This window comes from Psychrobacillus sp. OK032 (assembly GCF_900111345.1).
In the GTDB taxonomy this organism is placed as follows: domain Bacteria; phylum Bacillota; class Bacilli; order Bacillales_A; family Planococcaceae; genus Psychrobacillus.
Genome location: NZ_FOGY01000002.1, coordinates 68,360 through 84,079, shown reverse-complemented (window position 1 = coordinate 84,079; position 15,720 = coordinate 68,360). Strand labels below are relative to the sequence as shown.

General features: G+C 36.1%; 19 protein-coding genes and 1 pseudogene. 15 read left to right on the top strand and 5 right to left on the bottom strand.

From position 1 onward, the window contains the following. Positions 1–8: 8 nt before the first annotated feature. Both BMZ04_RS04000 and BMZ04_RS03995 read left to right on the top strand, forming a co-directional pair. Positions 9–806 carry a DUF3100 domain-containing protein gene (locus BMZ04_RS04000; RefSeq protein WP_093265710.1) on the top strand — a complete coding sequence of 266 codons (798 nt, stop codon included), beginning with the start codon at positions 9–11 and terminating at the stop codon, positions 804–806. Continuing rightward, on the top strand, positions 806–1,243 hold the full coding sequence (locus BMZ04_RS03995) for a hypothetical protein (RefSeq protein WP_255367792.1): 438 nt from the start codon (positions 806–808) through the stop codon (positions 1,241–1,243). Before BMZ04_RS04000 ends, BMZ04_RS03995 begins: the two co-directional genes overlap by 1 nt. 115 nt (positions 1,244–1,358) lie before the next feature. On the opposite strand, the gene BMZ04_RS03990 is transcribed toward BMZ04_RS03995, so the two are convergent. Continuing rightward, positions 1,359–1,568: a hypothetical protein gene (locus tag BMZ04_RS03990; protein ID WP_093265705.1), complete on the bottom strand. Its 210-nt coding sequence runs from the start codon at positions 1,566–1,568 to the stop codon at positions 1,359–1,361. A 195-nt stretch (positions 1,569–1,763) separates the two neighbouring features. On the opposite strand from BMZ04_RS03990, the gene BMZ04_RS03985 reads away from it, so the two are divergent. Beyond that, a complete protein-coding gene (locus tag BMZ04_RS03985) occupies positions 1,764–2,756 on the top strand; it encodes an LLM class flavin-dependent oxidoreductase (protein WP_093265699.1) in 993 nt (330 codons plus the stop codon). A 33-nt stretch (positions 2,757–2,789) separates the two neighbouring features. Here BMZ04_RS03985 and BMZ04_RS03980 read toward each other — a convergent pair. Further along, positions 2,790–3,127, bottom strand: a pseudogene (locus BMZ04_RS03980) (multidrug efflux SMR transporter). Between the two features lie 164 nt (positions 3,128–3,291). Here BMZ04_RS03980 and BMZ04_RS03975 point away from each other — a divergent pair. Further along, positions 3,292–3,762 carry a DinB family protein gene (locus BMZ04_RS03975; protein ID WP_093265695.1) on the top strand — a complete coding sequence of 157 codons (471 nt, stop codon included), beginning with the start codon at positions 3,292–3,294 and terminating at the stop codon, positions 3,760–3,762. 156 nt (positions 3,763–3,918) lie between these two features. Here the strand turns inward: BMZ04_RS03975 and BMZ04_RS03970 are convergent, their stop codons facing one another. Further along, positions 3,919–4,500: a DUF6434 domain-containing protein gene (locus tag BMZ04_RS03970; RefSeq protein WP_093265692.1), complete on the bottom strand. Its 582-nt coding sequence runs from the start codon at positions 4,498–4,500 to the stop codon at positions 3,919–3,921. Between the two features lie 701 nt (positions 4,501–5,201). On the opposite strand from BMZ04_RS03970, the gene BMZ04_RS22225 reads away from it, so the two are divergent. After that, on the top strand, positions 5,202–5,462 hold the full coding sequence (locus BMZ04_RS22225; protein WP_177184320.1) for a hypothetical protein: 261 nt from the start codon (positions 5,202–5,204) through the stop codon (positions 5,460–5,462). A 337-nt stretch (positions 5,463–5,799) separates the two neighbouring features. After that, positions 5,800–6,507, top strand: a complete 708-nt coding sequence (locus BMZ04_RS03960) for a DNA alkylation repair protein (protein WP_093265689.1) — start codon at positions 5,800–5,802, stop codon at positions 6,505–6,507. Between the two features lie 268 nt (positions 6,508–6,775). On the opposite strand, the gene BMZ04_RS03955 is transcribed toward BMZ04_RS03960, so the two are convergent. Beyond that, on the bottom strand, positions 6,776–6,961 hold the full coding sequence (locus BMZ04_RS03955) for a hypothetical protein (protein ID WP_093265687.1): 186 nt from the start codon (positions 6,959–6,961) through the stop codon (positions 6,776–6,778). A gap of 117 nt (positions 6,962–7,078) precedes the next feature. Continuing rightward, on the bottom strand, positions 7,079–8,143 hold the full coding sequence (locus BMZ04_RS03950) for a maleylacetate reductase (protein WP_093265686.1): 1,065 nt from the start codon (positions 8,141–8,143) through the stop codon (positions 7,079–7,081). A gap of 359 nt (positions 8,144–8,502) precedes the next feature. Between BMZ04_RS03950 and BMZ04_RS03945 the strand changes: the two genes are divergently transcribed. From BMZ04_RS03945 to BMZ04_RS03905, 9 genes are all read left to right on the top strand, one after another. Continuing rightward, positions 8,503–9,237 (top strand): alpha/beta hydrolase, encoded by a 735-nt coding sequence (locus BMZ04_RS03945; protein ID WP_093265685.1) that lies wholly within the window; start codon positions 8,503–8,505, stop codon positions 9,235–9,237. Positions 9,238–9,303: 66 nt separating this feature from the next. Continuing rightward, the gene (locus tag BMZ04_RS03940; protein ID WP_093265684.1) at positions 9,304–10,254 is read left to right on the top strand and encodes a hypothetical protein; all 951 of its coding nucleotides are present in this window, start codon (positions 9,304–9,306) and stop codon (positions 10,252–10,254) included. Positions 10,255–10,493: 239 nt separating this feature from the next. Continuing rightward, positions 10,494–11,288 carry a hypothetical protein gene (locus BMZ04_RS03935; protein WP_093265682.1) on the top strand — a complete coding sequence of 265 codons (795 nt, stop codon included), beginning with the start codon at positions 10,494–10,496 and terminating at the stop codon, positions 11,286–11,288. A 1-nt stretch (position 11,289) separates the two neighbouring features. After that, on the top strand, positions 11,290–11,661 hold the full coding sequence (locus BMZ04_RS03930; RefSeq protein WP_093265679.1) for a GntR family transcriptional regulator: 372 nt from the start codon (positions 11,290–11,292) through the stop codon (positions 11,659–11,661). After that, entirely contained in the window at positions 11,658–12,398 is a 741-nt protein-coding gene (locus BMZ04_RS03925; RefSeq protein WP_093265676.1) for an ABC transporter ATP-binding protein, read from the top strand. The genes BMZ04_RS03930 and BMZ04_RS03925 overlap by 4 nt, the downstream gene beginning before the upstream one ends. Beyond that, on the top strand, positions 12,364–13,281 hold the full coding sequence (locus BMZ04_RS03920; protein ID WP_177184353.1) for an ABC transporter ATP-binding protein: 918 nt from the start codon (positions 12,364–12,366) through the stop codon (positions 13,279–13,281). The genes BMZ04_RS03925 and BMZ04_RS03920 overlap by 35 nt, the downstream gene beginning before the upstream one ends. Further along, positions 13,259–14,191 carry an ABC transporter permease gene (locus BMZ04_RS03915; protein WP_093265671.1) on the top strand — a complete coding sequence of 311 codons (933 nt, stop codon included), beginning with the start codon at positions 13,259–13,261 and terminating at the stop codon, positions 14,189–14,191. Before BMZ04_RS03920 ends, BMZ04_RS03915 begins: the two co-directional genes overlap by 23 nt. A gap of 219 nt (positions 14,192–14,410) precedes the next feature. Next, complete coding sequence (locus BMZ04_RS03910) at positions 14,411–15,058, top strand: HAD family hydrolase (RefSeq protein ID WP_177184352.1); 648 nt, start codon at positions 14,411–14,413, stop codon at positions 15,056–15,058. Further along, a complete protein-coding gene (locus BMZ04_RS03905; protein WP_093265667.1) occupies positions 15,055–15,672 on the top strand; it encodes an NUDIX hydrolase in 618 nt (205 codons plus the stop codon). The genes BMZ04_RS03910 and BMZ04_RS03905 overlap by 4 nt, the downstream gene beginning before the upstream one ends. The last annotated feature ends 48 nt before the right edge of the window (positions 15,673–15,720 follow it).

Here is a 15,720-nt window from a genome sequence, read left to right as displayed (position 1 = left end):
AGTTACTATTGTTAAAAGATTGGAAGCTTCATATTATCGTTCTGTTTTTTGTCCTGATAGGTGAAGTAATAGGTGTGAAACAGTTCAATTTAGGAGTAGGTACAATTGCTTTGTTTCCAATGTTATATGTTTTATTAATGGGTGGAATTGTAAGTTTTCCAAAGTTGAAATTAATGAATGAAGTACAGATGAAGCGTGCAGCAGGAATACTGGGGATATCTTTTTTGCTTTTTGTAGCAAAGCTTGGATCGATGTTAGGTCCATCATTACCTAAAATTTTCGAGGCAGGAGTGTCATTAGCTGTTCAAGAAGTAGGACATGTATTAGGAACGATTATTATTGGTTTGCCAATTGCATTGCTCATTGGTATGAAAAGAGAGGCAATCGGCGCAACTTTCTCGATAGATCGAGAGCCGAATTTAGCCATTATTTCAGAAAAGTATGGAGCCGATTCACCAGAAGGAAGAGGAGCATTAGGGGTATACATCTGCGGAACAGTATTTGGAGCTATCTATTTGGCTATTTTAGCAGGGTTTTTAGGAAGTCTTGGCATTTTCCATCCAATTTCATTGGCAATGGGAGCTGGGGTCGGATCTGGCAGTATGATGGCGGCTGCTTCAGGGGCACTAGCTGTCACATTTCCAAATGATGCAGAGGATATTGCATTGTTTGCGGCTGCAGCCAACTTGATCTCTACCATATTAGGAACGTATTTATGTGTATTCTTCTCACTACCTGTAACGGCACGTCTTTATGAATGGCTCGAGCCTAAAATTGGACGTACACGTAAGGAGGAGGCAAAATAATGCTGGAAAAAATGAAAGTATTAGTATTAATAGGAATCATTGCAATTCTAGGGAACTGGGTAGGATATGGAGTAGCTCCTGTAAAAGCACTTCCTGGGATGATTCTCATCGTATTGTTTACAGTAATTGGTTTAGGCTTAAACATGCTCATATCTAAAATGCCGGCGGTCGTATGGATTTCGTTGATAGCATTAATCGCGACTACTCCAATTTTCCCTGGGAATGAATGGATAGTTGCCAAAACAGCAGAGATTAATTTTATGGCCTTAGCAACCCCAATACTAGCATATGCAGGTCTATCTCTTGGGAAAGACTTGGAAAGTTTTAAAAAGCTAGGTTGGCGAATTGTTGTAATTTCTCTCGTTGTCTACACAGGAACTTTCTTATTTGCAACATTATTTGCGGAGATTGTTTTTAAATTGCAAGGTAGATTTTAGAATGAGGATAGAAAACCAATCGGTGTATTGCTGATTGGTTTCTTTTATTTAAAGAAAGAATAAGCACACTAACCCCTTCTAAAAAGGAGAAAGTGCACTTCCGAGTAACAAAATATTAGGGTGTGGAGTTTTCAGTGGAATCGGTACCTTCTTCTACCTCTTCCTCATTTTCGTCCTCAGGAACTCCTATGTCATTTTGGCCGTCATCTTCTAATAACGGATCGTTCACCTCGACATCATCCAACTCATCTTCGTTATCTCCACAAGCCCCTAATAATAAGGCGGTGGACAAGGCAAATGGTAAAGCAATCATTTTTCTTTTCATTGAAATTTCCTCCGTTTCAATTTTAAAAGTTTGCTGTGCTCATTGTCTATGTACCTGTTTTTGCATTATGTAAACTTATTTCTATTAATAGAGTTAGAAAGTCACTTTTGTTTACCTTCCAATAGTTAAAGACTACAATTTGATAAAGAGAGAAATTTCTAGCTACTTTGCATATCAAGAAGGGAAGATTATCGAATGAAGTTAAGTGTTCTAGATCAAGCACCTATCACAGTAGGAAATACTGCCGTAGATGCTTTGAAAAAAGCGGAAGAGCTTGCAATTTTAGCCGATCAGTTGGGTTATCACCGTATGTGGATGGCAGAACATCATGGTACTGGGACGATTGCGAGCTCAGCTCCAGAAGTTATTGCAGCACATTTAGCAGCGAAAACTACCAATTTACGTATCGGGACAGGTGGAGTGATGATGATGCATTATTCTCCACTCAAGCTTGCGGAAGTGTTTAAAACATTAAGTGCATTTTCTCCTGGTCGTATAGATTTCGGTGTAGGACGTGCTCCTGGTGGAGATAATTATGCTATGTATGCTCTATCAGAAGGTCGTCAACCAATGCTAAATAACATGTATGAAAAGTTGTCGACTACTTTGCAATTATTGAATGATGAAGTACCAGAGGATAGCTTATACAATCGGACAATTGCAACCCCATCGAATGTCGTTTTACCAGAAGCGTGGCTACTTGGTTCCACTGGAAATAGTGCTATTCAAGCAGGTCGATTAGGACTCGGCTATTCATTTGCGCAGTTTTTCCAAGGTGGTATGACGAAAGAAATTTTCGATGCTTACCGCAGCAATTTCAAGCCTTCTGCATTAATGGAAAAACCAGAAATCAACGTAACATATATGGTAACAGTTGCTGAAACGAAAGAAGAAGCAGAATATGAAGCATTACCGCAAGATATTTCCAGATTATCGCTAATGAGAGGTCAAATTCGTCAAACATTAACACCAGAAGAAGCGCAGAATTATCCTTTATCAGAAATGGATCGTATGGCAATTCAACAAAACCGCAAAATCCACTTAGTTGGAACAGCAAAAGAGGTGGCAGCGATCTTACAAGAAGAACAAACCAAGTATGGTTTTGAGGAAGCGATGATTTGCAGCATACCACACTCTCAAGAAAAAAGGTTAGACGTGTACCGACTGCTCGCGAGTGAATTGTTTTAATAATTTTGGAATGACCATAGAAAAAGAACCAGCTCAATGAGATGGTTCTTTCCTAGTGTCTGATGCATTAAGTAAAATAACCCCACCGATAATAATGGCTAAACCTGAAAGAGTGAGCAAGTTAAACGGATCATCCCAAATTAAAACCCCAATCAGCGCAGTGATCGCAGTACCTACCCCAGACCAAATAGCATATGCAAAGCTTAAGGGAATCGTTTTTAAACAAATGGCCAAACAATAAAATGACAAGCCATAACCGGCAATAACCCCAACTGAAGGACCAAGTTAGTAAACCCTTCTGATAATTTCAACATAGCCGTCCCAAAGATCTCACTGACAATCGAAATACTAAGCAAGCTATAGTCTTTCATATGTAACCTCTCACTTTCTCTAAGCAACAACATCACCAGTTGAAAAAATTAACAAAATAACTCCACTGATTATCAATAAAAGTCCAAAAACCAATTTTGAAGAAGGATTATTGTAGAAGTATGTGGAAGGTACATTGTAAGTAGATATAAGAGGAGGATTTTAGTTGGAAAAAACAATTTTACACCATATGGAAGTCGTACGAGAGATAACTGTTAAATCGATCAATAGAATACCAGAAGACATTGTGGACATTGTGCCGATTGGATTTAACAATAATATTCGCTGGAATTTCGGACATATTGCGTTTATACAAGAGAAACTCGTATATGGTGTTTCCGGTGAAAAGATGAGTTTGCCTAAAGAGTATGAAGACTTTTTTAGTGCTGGTACGAAACCAGCAGATTGGAAAGGTACACCGCCATCACTAGCAGAAATATCTGCTATTCTCACAGAGCAAACAGAAAGAATAAAAGAATTCGTCCCAGGACGCTTTTCAGAAAAACTCTCAAAGCCATTTACGAACCGAGCTGGCATAACATTTGAAACACTTGGTGAAACATTGTTGTTTAGCTTCTATCATGAAGGAATGCATATGGAGACGATTAAAAGAGTATATCGTGCTATTGCTAATTAATTGTAAAAAGTCAACTAGTAGCAACATAATAGTTGGATAATTACCCCGAATGTTCTGTTGGCTTTAAATAAGCAAGAAATAGTATTTGATGAACGAGTCAAACAAATACTTGTTTCTGCTGGTAAAAAAATTAAAATCGCATTTCATTAGAAATGTTTAAATATGCGACTTATGATTAGATATATAATTATTGCTTCCTGGGAGCTTTTTAATGTTGTTCCAGGCTTCAATAGCTTCTTCTCGACTTTTCCCATGGTTATTAGGGTCAGCAAAAAAATCACGAATAAATTGATTGTATTCAAATTGGGGACCAATTTTTTTCTTGTACGAGGGGCCTTTCTTTCGTTCTTCTTCTTTATACCAAGCATCTACAACATCACGATATGTTTTGCCAGCATTTTGCTTAAAATAGTTTTGGATATAAGTAGAAAAATGAAAATTAGGGATAACAGTCTTAAAAAAGGCTCTTACATTTTGACTACAACGATGATTTTCTAAAATGACTGTACTAAGAATCAAATCGAGTTGAGATTGGGTATTCCTATTTTCATTGGATTTTCTTACAGGTTTTATTATCTCTCCTGTACGTAGAAATGTTTCAATTCTGTTGGAAATTTCTATTTTTGAGCCAGAAGGACTTAGTCCGTTTTCTCTACAAAATGTTTGAAGTTCTTCCTTTAACCAATAAAAATCTTTAAAACTTTGTAAGCTAATACTTTTTGTTAGATGAGGTCTCAACTGTAACACTCCTTTTAAATCATTATAGAACAAACGTTCTTATTAATCAAAGTGAATTTATTCAAAAAAATTTAAGTCTAGGTAAATTGCTTAATACCACGAGGTGTGTATTTGGATAACAACGAGAGAGTATATATTATTATTTTAATAATTGCCTATAAAGTCGTTAATATAGCGAACTGTCATACGTTGGAACATTGTTTCTCTAATGAAACAGATTTAATACTTGTAAAATAGTTAGAAATTAGCAATAAGATTGCCGTAGACCCACATGAATTTCCTCAGTTACTATGTTTTTAGAAGAGATAGTAATGCATTATAATACGGTTTGGGGGAAAAGTGAGTGCACTCTAACGCAAACAATGTAACATACAATGAAATTGTAGTATTGGAAGAAATATCAGCGGTTTTTTCCTGAGGAATTGCAAATAAATGAGAATAACCTACCAACTGAAAATGGTGTGATTGGGATGATTATCATATCCAATTTTATCGAATGTCTGTTCCAAGCTCGAAAATTAAAGTTATTTTAATTAATGGAGCAGGTGGAAACGGTAGACTACTCGCACCCTATGTAAGAATGTTACAATTATATCGATATGATGTTGTATCTCCAGATTTCCCTCCTTATGGCCTCAAGGACAGTGAGTCATTAAAATCCATGGATTATGGTGATTGGATAAAAATAATTACAGAATTCATTGATCAGGAATACAATCGGGACAATAAGCCAATTGTTATTAGGAGCCGGTATTGGAGGCATGCTTGCATATCATGCAACTAGTATGAGCAAACATGTTAAAGATTTGATTGTAACGACGTTCGTGGATACTAGTAATAAAAAAGTTCGTGATCAAATTGCCCCAAATAAGGTAATTAGTCGCTTGGGCAAATTAACGATGGATAAAGTATCGAGAATGAAGTTAATTACAAATAACTTGGATCTGACTAAACTAACCTGAGTATTTTGATATTTACCCTATATTACTTATCCATCCTGAAGTAGATCCAATGACGCCATTTAACTTAAGTGAATCCTTTTATAACCGATTACAATGTAAGAAAAGATGAGAAATTTTAGAAGGACTGGCCATTTTCCGATAGAACAACCAGGTGTGGAGCAGATGAAAATAGCCGTAGTGAACTTTCTAATAAAGATAAAAAATAATTTTTAGTCTTAAGTAGACTAGTGGGACAAGTGATTCAGCTGACAAATTGTAGTTGGTTATAGGATAATGGTGATGTATTTGATGGCTAAAGCATTAGAGAAAAACTGCAAAAAGAAGGAAGTGCTAAACGATGAATTTTGAAATAGTTATGCAGGAGCTTGAAGCTCTTGGCAAGGAACGAACTAAAAAAATCTACATATCTAATGGGGCGCATGAGCCGCTTTTTGGTGTGGCTACAGGTGCTATGAAGCCAATAGCTAAGAAAATAAAAATAAATCAGCCTTTAGCGGAAGAGCTTTATGCCACAGGGAACTACGATGCTATGTACTTTGCAGGCATTATTGCAGACCCAAGAGGTATGACGGAGTCGGATTATGATCGTTGGATGGATACGGCGTATTTTTATATGTTGTCCGATTACGTAGTGGCCGTTACTTTATCAGAGTCTGATATTGCACAAGAAGTTGCAGATAAATGGATTGCAAGTGGGGAAGAGCTGAGAATGTCAGCGGGGTGGAGCTGCTACTGTTGGCTTTTAGGAAATCGAAAAGACGTTGAATTTACAGAAAGTAAGATTTCCAATATGCTCGATCTGGTGAAAAATACAATCCATGACTCGCCAGAACGAACGAAATCCGCTATGAATAATTTTTTATACACTGTGGGGATTTCCTATGTGCCGCTCCATGAAAAAGCAATCGAGACCGCAAAAGCAATAGGTGTAGGAGAAATGAAACGGGAAAAGAAAAAAAACAGTTTCCTAAATGCTTATGAAAGTATTCAAAAAGAAGTTGATAAAGGAAAGCTTGGTTTTAAACGTAAATATGTAAGATGTTAGAATTAGATCCTCATCTTGAAATTACCTTCAATTATTAAACTACTTGGAAGTAGGAGTACACCAATAATATAAAACCGCTAGAGAGGAAATATATTTTCTCTCTAGCGGTTTTGAGTTTCCAAGTTAATTCTAATATATCCGGTTATCCGAAAATTATTAGTCTCTTATTTTTATGTGCTTAAAAAGATGAATGATTCAAAGGGGGAGAGCCATATGAAACTCGGGTTAAAGAATAAAAGACTCAGAACAAATCTAGGTCTAAACTTTTTTATTTGTTTAGTAATGCCATTGAACCTTTAAATATTAGGACAAGCGAGAAGATTACAATAGCTAAAATACCTATTAGGTTAGTTATTGGCTGTAAACCTGACAAGAAAGTATCTGCTAAGGGAACCTTTAATAACGCAAAACCAGCAAAAATACTAGCCAACATTAAAAGAATAAATCGATCCATTCTGTTATGCCTCCTCTTTTGTACAATATATGAACAAATGGAAGAAAAGTTGAACCAATTGCATCTCACAAGAGCCAGATGGCTACATCAATGGGCCCATCACTTCTGTGCTCAATCTTAATTAGATGGCCTTTTTCCTTCATACGCATTATTTAACAACTCAGCTATTGCTTCTTTTTTAATTGGTCTTGGATTATAGTATGGATTTTTTGTTGTAAGTTCAGTAGCTTTTGCAAGATCTTGTTGATACATACCAATTTTTTTTAATGAAATTGGCGCTTGTAAAGACAGGATGAAATCAAAAATAACCCCACCTAAATTTTCTTCAGCTGTATTCCATGCACTAGCAATAGCTTTCATTGCGTCAGGAGCAAACTTTTGATTATAAGTTACTACATGTGGAAGAATAACAGTATGGGTAGCCGCATGTGGGAGATTAAAAGTACCGCCTAGCGTATGACATAATTTATGGTGAAGTGCCATGCCAACAGAAGCAAGGGCTGTACTAGCTAGCCAGCAACCATATTGTGCATCAGCCCTTGCGTTTAAGTCAGCCGGATTATCTAAAATTATTGGTAAACTTCGCACTAATTTTCGTATGCCGTCTTCCGCTAGTGTCGAAATAATGGGGTTTGCATTTTCGGCATAGAGTGCTTCTATACAATGGGCAATTGCATTCATACCACTTGTAACAGTAACATCGGCAGGAAGGGTAACGGTTAACTCTGGATCATAAATGACGGTTTTTGGTTTAACAATCGTATTATTGCCTGTCGTTTTGACACCATTTTCTGTAATCCCCCAAATAGGTGTCATTTCGGAGCCGGCATATGTCGTCGGAATTGCGATAATGGGTAAACTTGTATGTAATGCTAGTGCTTTTGCTAAACCAATAGGGGAGCCACCTCCGATTGCAACGAGCCCATCAATATTCAATTGTTTGAGTACTTCTATCGCTTTTTCCACACTGTTATTTGGCACATGTTGAACTGCTTTTGCATGAACAAAGGCATTATCGCCAATTAGATTGGTAACTTTTTGTGCTAATTCTATATGACCTGGTGTAGAGATGACTAATACTTTTGTGAAGTTTAATAGTGTACATTCTTCTTTAATTTGTTGCAGCATACGTGTTCCAAATAGCACGCGACTAGGCTGTACTTCATAAATAAAGTTTTTCATTAGTATCACCTATCCTTATTTAATAGTAAATTCTGCGGTTTATCGGTAATTCTAGTTTCAAGCGAAATTTAACAACATAATGCTAATTAATTTTTATCGTTACTTTGCAAACTGGACGATACTTCTCCCATATGATTAAATCAACTATATCAAATACTATACTCTTCGTTTCTCTGTATCTCAAGATGACAAATCTTGAATTCAAGATAAATATATCATGAAAAGTTTTACGGGTCAATAAATCAAGCTAAAATTAGCCTTATTTATTAGGTGGCTATCATTCACAGTACATATTATATTAGAAATCCTCACTAATATATTTTAACTTAGCAAGGAGATTATAAATAAGAGGTGAGAATATGCGCATAAAAAAAGCCCAATCCATTTATATGGAAGGAAACAATACTGCAGTTCTTTTACTACATTCCTATACAAGCCATACGCGTGACATGAAAGCGTTAGCCGAATCAATCCATCAAACATTAGGGTTTACTTGTTTTGCTCCATTATATAGGGGACATGGTGAGGAAGCAGAGGCATTAATTCCTTATACAATTGATGATTGGTGGGAGGATACACTTGAAAGCTATCAGCAATTAGCAAAGAAATATAAGCAGGTCTTTGTCATTGGATTATCGGTAGGGGGAATTTTTGCTTTAAAATTGGCGCAACAATTTCCGATTGAACGTCTGGTAGTTATGTCTGTACCTGCGGATAAATCTCCTATACAAGTAAAACAACGAATTATTGAATATGCTGTACGCTATAAGAAATTAGAAAATAAATCGGAAGAACAAATACAAGACGAATTAAAGAAATTCGAGCAATTACCAATGGACTCATTTGAGCGTTTTCAACAATTCCTACTTGAGATGATAAGTGACTTATCAGTTATTACATCTCCAATTGCCATTTATTATGGAGGGCGAGATGAGGCTATCTATCAAGAAGGTGCACTTGAAATTGCAGAAAGTGTTTCTTCAGCTTTGATCGATTTAAAAAGATTTGAAAACTCCTCACATCTTATGACATTAAGTAAAGAAAAGGATAGTTTATATAAACAAATCATTCAATTTCTCAGCCCTGTTGTTTGATTAAAATGGAATCAAATGAAACTTCCATCCTTGTGAGTGCGTACATAAGGAAAGGAGGAATGTACGATGTGGCAACACTTACAAGAAAAACAAGCTCAGTTAATCATGAGGAAAAATGAGCGTGATCGGCTGCAAAGAAAGCAGGCATCACTCCAAACACAGTGGATGGAATTAGAAGTTGTTCGTATTGATTTAGAAGAAAAGCGTTCGAAAGAACAGAAAGATGTACTGAAATTAGACAAGTTCTCCTTTTCTAATTTAGTTAGCCAATGGAATGGAACGATGAACGAAAAACGCAAAAAAGAAATTGCCGAAGCAGCAGAAGTTGAATTGAAATATAATGAGGCGGAAAAAACATTACGTGATCTCGAGAAAGATATAGAAATTTTAAAACTAGAACTTCAAAGTGGTGATTATGGCTTAATTGATCAGCATTGGGCGTCATTAATGCATGAAAAGGAACAGTGGATTTACGCTAACACTGTCGATGAACGACAAGAGCTGGAAAACCTATATGAAAACCGAGCAAACTTGGAGTCTATGCTGAAAGAAATAGAAGAAGCACTGAGAGCGGGAAAGAATGCCCAAAGCACACTTGAACAAGCGAACACTGAACTTGATTCAGCATCTGCTATGTCAACTTGGGACACGTTCCTCGGCGGCGGAGTTTTTGTAACAGCTATGAAGCATAATAGTTTAAACAATTCACAAGACTATATCCACTTAGCGCAAATGGCCCTGCGTCGTTTTGAAACCGAATTGATGGATGTGAAAAACATTGTCTCAGAAGTCATTCAAGTAGACCAAAGCAATTTCATGACATTCACCGATTATTTCTTCGATAACATATTTACGGATTGGATGATTCATTCGCAAATTAATACGTCTAAAGACCGCCTAGAAGAAGTCTTGCGCCAAGTAGAAATTGTGTTAGATACATTGAACGTTAAATCGGATGAAGTGAAGTCTGAACTAGAAAATGTCAAAGGTAAATTAAAAAACTTAATAGAAATATGAAACATGTATCGGTTCGTATTGCTTAAAATTTAAAGAAGTAAACCGAAAAGCAATCTTAATTGTTGTGACAATCGAACTTATCATGCAAATTTCATTGAAAACGTCCTATTGAGGGGCGTTTTTTTAATTTTATAAAACCATACTTATTATTTTTTATAAAAATTCTAAAAATACTTTACAAATGATTTTGAATTAGTGTACTATGTAACTAATACACTAATACTTAAGGAGAAGTGCATATGAAACAATTGAAAGGCCTTAATCAAAAAGAATGGATGCTGATGAGGTTTTGGCTCGTCGTACTCTTCATTTTGAATACGTTAGGCATTGTAGGAATTCCACTATTGTTAAACGCATGGATAGACGATGTACCTATTTTTAAAACCGCAATAATATTAGCAGGGATTTGGCTACTTTTTAGTCATCTTATCGCTGCCATTCTTTTCATTACAAGTTTGCAACTAGACATGAAAAGACCTGATATTTGGTTGCATACGGAAAGCTCTATTTATAAACTAATTGGCACTAAGCTTGCATTTGCTACGATCATTACATCCTTGTCTTTACTCTGGATCGAGTTATTATTAGTCATCTTACAAATATTTTATGCTGATCCTGAGTTTATGACATTTGGTCAATTATTGGAAATAAAAGTGTACGTATTTGTTGGTATCTTTTTCTCCATTATCCTTAACTTAATTATCGTGCTTTTCTTTTGGGTCATTTACCATTTAATACGACCCTATGTAAAAGGATTTTCCGTTATTATTACCTTTTTCTTGTATATAGTTAGTTCAATTATTTGGAGTACGAATAGCTCCCTCGAGTTCATTAAAAATTTCCCTCGTTTCGGAGGTATTACTATTCCAGTACCCGGCTTTATTGAGAAGTTTAGTATGAATGAGAATTATAGAGATTTGACATTCTTGATAGAACCGACAATTTACTTAAGTGATATTGTCATCATAACTGCATTTGCTATCATTCTTTTTTGGGGGGCGGCACTGTGGTTCGAAAAGAAAGTGAGGATTTAAGATGAGCATCGATTTTTTGCCGGACAAACCAATATATCAACAACTAATCGACCGAATTACAGGAGAAATTATTCGAGGCAATGTAAAACCAGGCCAAAAATTGCCTTCGGTTCGTGAATATGCAGTGGAAGTCGGTGTTAATGCAAATACAATGCAGCGTGTATACAAGGAGCTGGAAATGATGGGGATTTCAGAAACGAAACGTGGTCAAGGAACTTTTGTAACGGATAACGAATCACGTTTACAGCAATTACGCAACGAAGTAAAAGAAGGTCTTGTACAGTCTTTTCTAACCAGTATCGAAGCATTAGGTTTTTCAAAAAAAGAAATGATTGAGTATATTCAAACGCGGGAGCGAGGTGGAGAACTGTGATCGTATTAGAAAACGTAGGCAAAAACTATGGAAAACATCAAGCATTAACTGAACTCAATCTAACCATTCCAATTGGAAAGATTATTGGGTTAGTGGGAGAAAACGGGAGTGGCAAATCCACACTATTAAAGATAATAGCAGGACTCACAACCCCCACAAGTGGAACTATTCAGGTCAATGGTTTTCAATCGACGAGAAGAATAGCAAGTGAAATAGCCTATATGCCAGATGCTGATGTTTTCTATCCATTCTTTTCGGTTGAGCGGTTATTCCGTTTTTATGAAACGCAGTTCGAAGACTTCCACTATTCGAAAGCTTGTATCGTAGCACAATATTTAAATGTGCCTTTAGAAGCAAAGCTCAAAAACTTATCTAAAGGGAACCGGGGGCGTGCCAAAATGGCGGCAACATTAGGGCGAGAGGCTTCTTACTACTTGTTAGATGAACCATTTTCGGGATTTGATCCTCTCGTTCGTGAGGACATTATTAGAGGGATGATTCAATTTACTGATCCGGAAACACAAACGGTTCTTATGTCCACACATGAAATTAAGGAAGCGGAGCCGTTACTCGATGCCATTATACTATTGAATCACGGGAAAATATTAGCTTATGAGGAGGTTGAAACGATCCGTGATCAATCCGGTGTGGATGCAATAACATGGATGACAAAACTAATAAAGGAAGGTGATTTGAGTGGAAATGAAACCTATCGTCGAATTAAAAAATCTATCTAAAACGATCGGAAAGAAAAAAATCATTGATCAGTTAAATCTATCTCTGTATCCAGGTCAGATTACAGGGTTTTTAGGACCAAATGGGGCGGGGAAAACGACAACGATCCGTATGATGGCTGGCCTGATGAAGCCGACTTCGGGAGAAGTAATAATAGATGGCCTTTCACTGCGTTCCAATTTTGAAGAAGGTATAAGTAAAATGGGCGCTATCGTTGAAAATCCAGAATTGTATAAGTTTATGTCAGGGTACAAAAATTTGGTCCATTTCGCTCGGATGCATAAAAATGTGACGAAAAAACGGATAGATGAAGTTATTAGCCAAGTGGGAATGGAAAAACGCATTCATGAAAAAGTATCGACCTATTCACTTGGTATGCGTCAACGTTTAGGTTTAGCTCAGGCATTGTTAAATAATCCGAAATTTCTCATATTAGATGAACCAACAAACGGCCTAGATCCTGCAGGTATTCGAGAATTTCGTAGATATTTACGGAAGATTGCAGAAGAAGATGGTGTTTCAGTTTTAGTGTCAAGTCACTTATTATCGGAAATCGAACTAATGTGTGATCGGATCGCAGTTATCCAAAACGGAAAACTTGTCGCAATTCGAGAAGTAAACTCAATCGAGCAATCTCAATACTACATCGAGGTTCAACCGGTAGAAAAGGCTCGTAGCATTCTGACAGATAAAGGAGTAATCATAGAAAACTATGATAATGGTTTGTTAATTAACGTTGAACAGTCAGTAATTCCAGCGATTGTTGAACAATTAGTGCAACAAAATATTGCGATTTATGCCGTTTCTCATCATCGTAAAACACTAGAAGAGCAGTTTTTAGAAATGACAGGAGGTGGGCAAATTGTTGAATCTAATTCGAAATGAATGGATGAAGCTGTGGCATAAAAAGTCAACATGGGTAATGGTTGCATTACTAATTGCAATGATTATTGGACTTGTCGCAATCACTAAATGGATAGATAGCAATACGGAGATCCCTGCTTGGGAACAATCAGTCACGGAAGAACTTACGATAGTTAAACAACAGTTGGCCGTACCGGATTTAAATGATGAAACGAAAAAAAGCTTGGAAGATCAGCAAATGTTACTTCAATACCGTTTGGATGAAGGAGTAGCTCCTCTATCCAACAAAGAATTTGAAGGATTTATGATGGATTCATACGGAATGTCTTCAATTATCACATTATTAACGGTCATTGTAGCGGCAGGAATTGTGGCTTCAGAGTTCTCTCAAGGAACCATTAAAATGCTATTGGCGCGACCTGTCCGAAGATGGAAAATTCTCACTTCTAAATTTTTGACGGTCATTGCATTTGCGCTTTTCTTAACTGTGATCTCTTACGTCGTGTCGCTTATTATGGGGATGATTTTTTATGAAGCTTCAGGTGGAAGTCTACTGGAGATTGTGAATGGTCAAGTAACGGAAGTGTCGTATTGGCTAAAATCCATTTGGTTGAATGTATTAGCATTAGGTGACGTAATAATCATTGCAAGCTTTGCCTTTGCAATTGGGACTGTTTTCCGTTCAAGCTCATTAGCAATTGGAATCGCCATTTTCCTTATGTTCACCGGTGCACAATTTGCCTTTTTCTTGCGTAATTACGAAATCGTGAAATATATACTATTCTCACATACATTTACCCAAATAGAAACAGGAGGCTCCTTTATCGAAGGAATGTCGACACCATTTTCAGTTTTCGTATTGGTTGGTTACTTCGTTTTCTTTTTGGCAATTAGCTATTGGACGTTTACAAAGCGTGATGTCACCGCATAAATTAAATAGGTATCAACTAGAAGAGCACTGTGATTAGCAGTGCTCTTCTAGTCATTATTGAAAAACAACAAATACTTCCACATCTTTCATTTGTCTATTAAATTTCAAATAAATTTTGCTTGTAGTATTATATGAAAAATTACTATATTATGTAAATAGAAGTAAGTGTATATATAATTTAAAATATAGAGAATTTTTATATTTGAAAACGGGGGAATAATTATGAAAGCTATCATATTTGATTTTGATGGGACATTGGCGAATACATTACCGATTTGTTTTTATGCTTTTCAACATGTGTTTAAAGTATTTGATAATAAGGATCTTACTTCAAAAGAAATAAAGGAAATGTTTGGTCCTTCGGAAACAGGTATTATTAGAAATAATCTTTCAAATATTAATAAGGAAGACGCAATTGAATATTATTATGAAAAGTATTCAGAATTACATAATGATTTGGTGGAGAGTAATCCAGAAATACTTGATCTATTAAAGTCATTAAAAGAGAAAGATATAAAAATAGGGATTTTTACTGGAAAGGCAAAAAGAAGCTTGGACATCTCTCTAAAAGCGTTGAATATGGTGGGAATGTTTGATGTCATAATAACTGGTGATGATGTAATAAATCCAAAACCTGACCCCGAGGGTTTACTGAAGGCCTTATCCATTATAGAAGTTAAAAATTCTGAGGCAATTTATATTGGAGATAGTGATGCTGATATTGTTGCGGGAGTAAAAGCTAATGTCTTTACTATTGGTGTACAGTGGTTACCAGAATACCAAACATCTACATTTAGCGAAGAACCAAATTTAATCATCAAAAGTGTAAAGGAATTTAAAAGTTCCTTTAAAGTAGGTATTTTATGAGTAATCGATGGTTAGAGTGGGCCAAAAGAATTCAAGCATTGTCACAGTCTGGATTAACCTTCTCTAAAGATGTCTATGATATTGAACGTTACGAAGAGTTACGTAAGATTAGTGTGGAGATTATGGCAGAATACACGGAACTTGAAATGAATAAAGTTAGGGATTTATTTGCGAATGAAACAGGTTACCAAACACCAAAAGTGGATGTTCGTGGTGTAGTTTTTAAAAATAATCAGATTTTAATGGTAAAAGAAAATATTGATGATAAATGGGCTTTGCCGGGTGGGTTTTGTGATATTGGACTATCCCCTTCGGAGAATATAGTTAAGGAAATAAAAGAAGAATCTGGTTTTGATGTAATCCCAATAAGATTAATTGCTTTATTGGATAAAAATAAACACCCACATCCCCCAGAACCTTTTCATTACTACAAGATATTTATTTTATGTGAGATTATTGGAGGGAAACCTACAGTAGGTATTGAAACGAATAACGTTCAATTTTTCTCAGAAGAAAATTTGCCGCAGCTTTCTACAAATAGGAATACCGAGTCTCAAATCAAAACGCTGTTTGAATTTTTGATGAATCCTGGAAAAGAGACAATATTTGATTAGTAATCAGTTATGTCCTTGTGCAAGACCATTCTAATCCGTGCCTTACGC

Bases quoted from the DNA above. Each gene is read 5' to 3' on its own strand.
- BMZ04_RS03995 (WP_255367792.1), top strand. From the start codon at position 806: ATGCTGGAAAAAATGAAAGTATTAGTATTAATAGGAATCATTGCAATT.
- BMZ04_RS03990 (WP_093265705.1), bottom strand. From the start codon at position 1,568: ATGAAAAGAAAAATGATTGCTTTACCATTTGCCTTGTCCACCGCCTTA.
- BMZ04_RS03985 (WP_093265699.1), top strand. From the start codon at position 1,764: ATGAAGTTAAGTGTTCTAGATCAAGCACCTATCACAGTAGGAAATACT.
- BMZ04_RS03960 (WP_093265689.1), top strand. From the start codon at position 5,800: ATGAATTTTGAAATAGTTATGCAGGAGCTTGAAGCTCTTGGCAAGGAA.
- BMZ04_RS03955 (WP_093265687.1), bottom strand. From the start codon at position 6,961: ATGGATCGATTTATTCTTTTAATGTTGGCTAGTATTTTTGCTGGTTTT.
- BMZ04_RS03950 (WP_093265686.1), bottom strand. From the start codon at position 8,143: ATGAAAAACTTTATTTATGAAGTACAGCCTAGTCGCGTGCTATTTGGA.
- BMZ04_RS03945 (WP_093265685.1), top strand. From the start codon at position 8,503: ATGCGCATAAAAAAAGCCCAATCCATTTATATGGAAGGAAACAATACT.
- BMZ04_RS03940 (WP_093265684.1), top strand. From the start codon at position 9,304: ATGTGGCAACACTTACAAGAAAAACAAGCTCAGTTAATCATGAGGAAA.
- BMZ04_RS03935 (WP_093265682.1), top strand. From the start codon at position 10,494: ATGAAACAATTGAAAGGCCTTAATCAAAAAGAATGGATGCTGATGAGG.
- BMZ04_RS03930 (WP_093265679.1), top strand. From the start codon at position 11,290: ATGAGCATCGATTTTTTGCCGGACAAACCAATATATCAACAACTAATC.
- BMZ04_RS03920 (WP_177184353.1), top strand. From the start codon at position 12,364: ATGAAACCTATCGTCGAATTAAAAAATCTATCTAAAACGATCGGAAAG.
- BMZ04_RS03905 (WP_093265667.1), top strand. From the start codon at position 15,055: ATGAGTAATCGATGGTTAGAGTGGGCCAAAAGAATTCAAGCATTGTCA.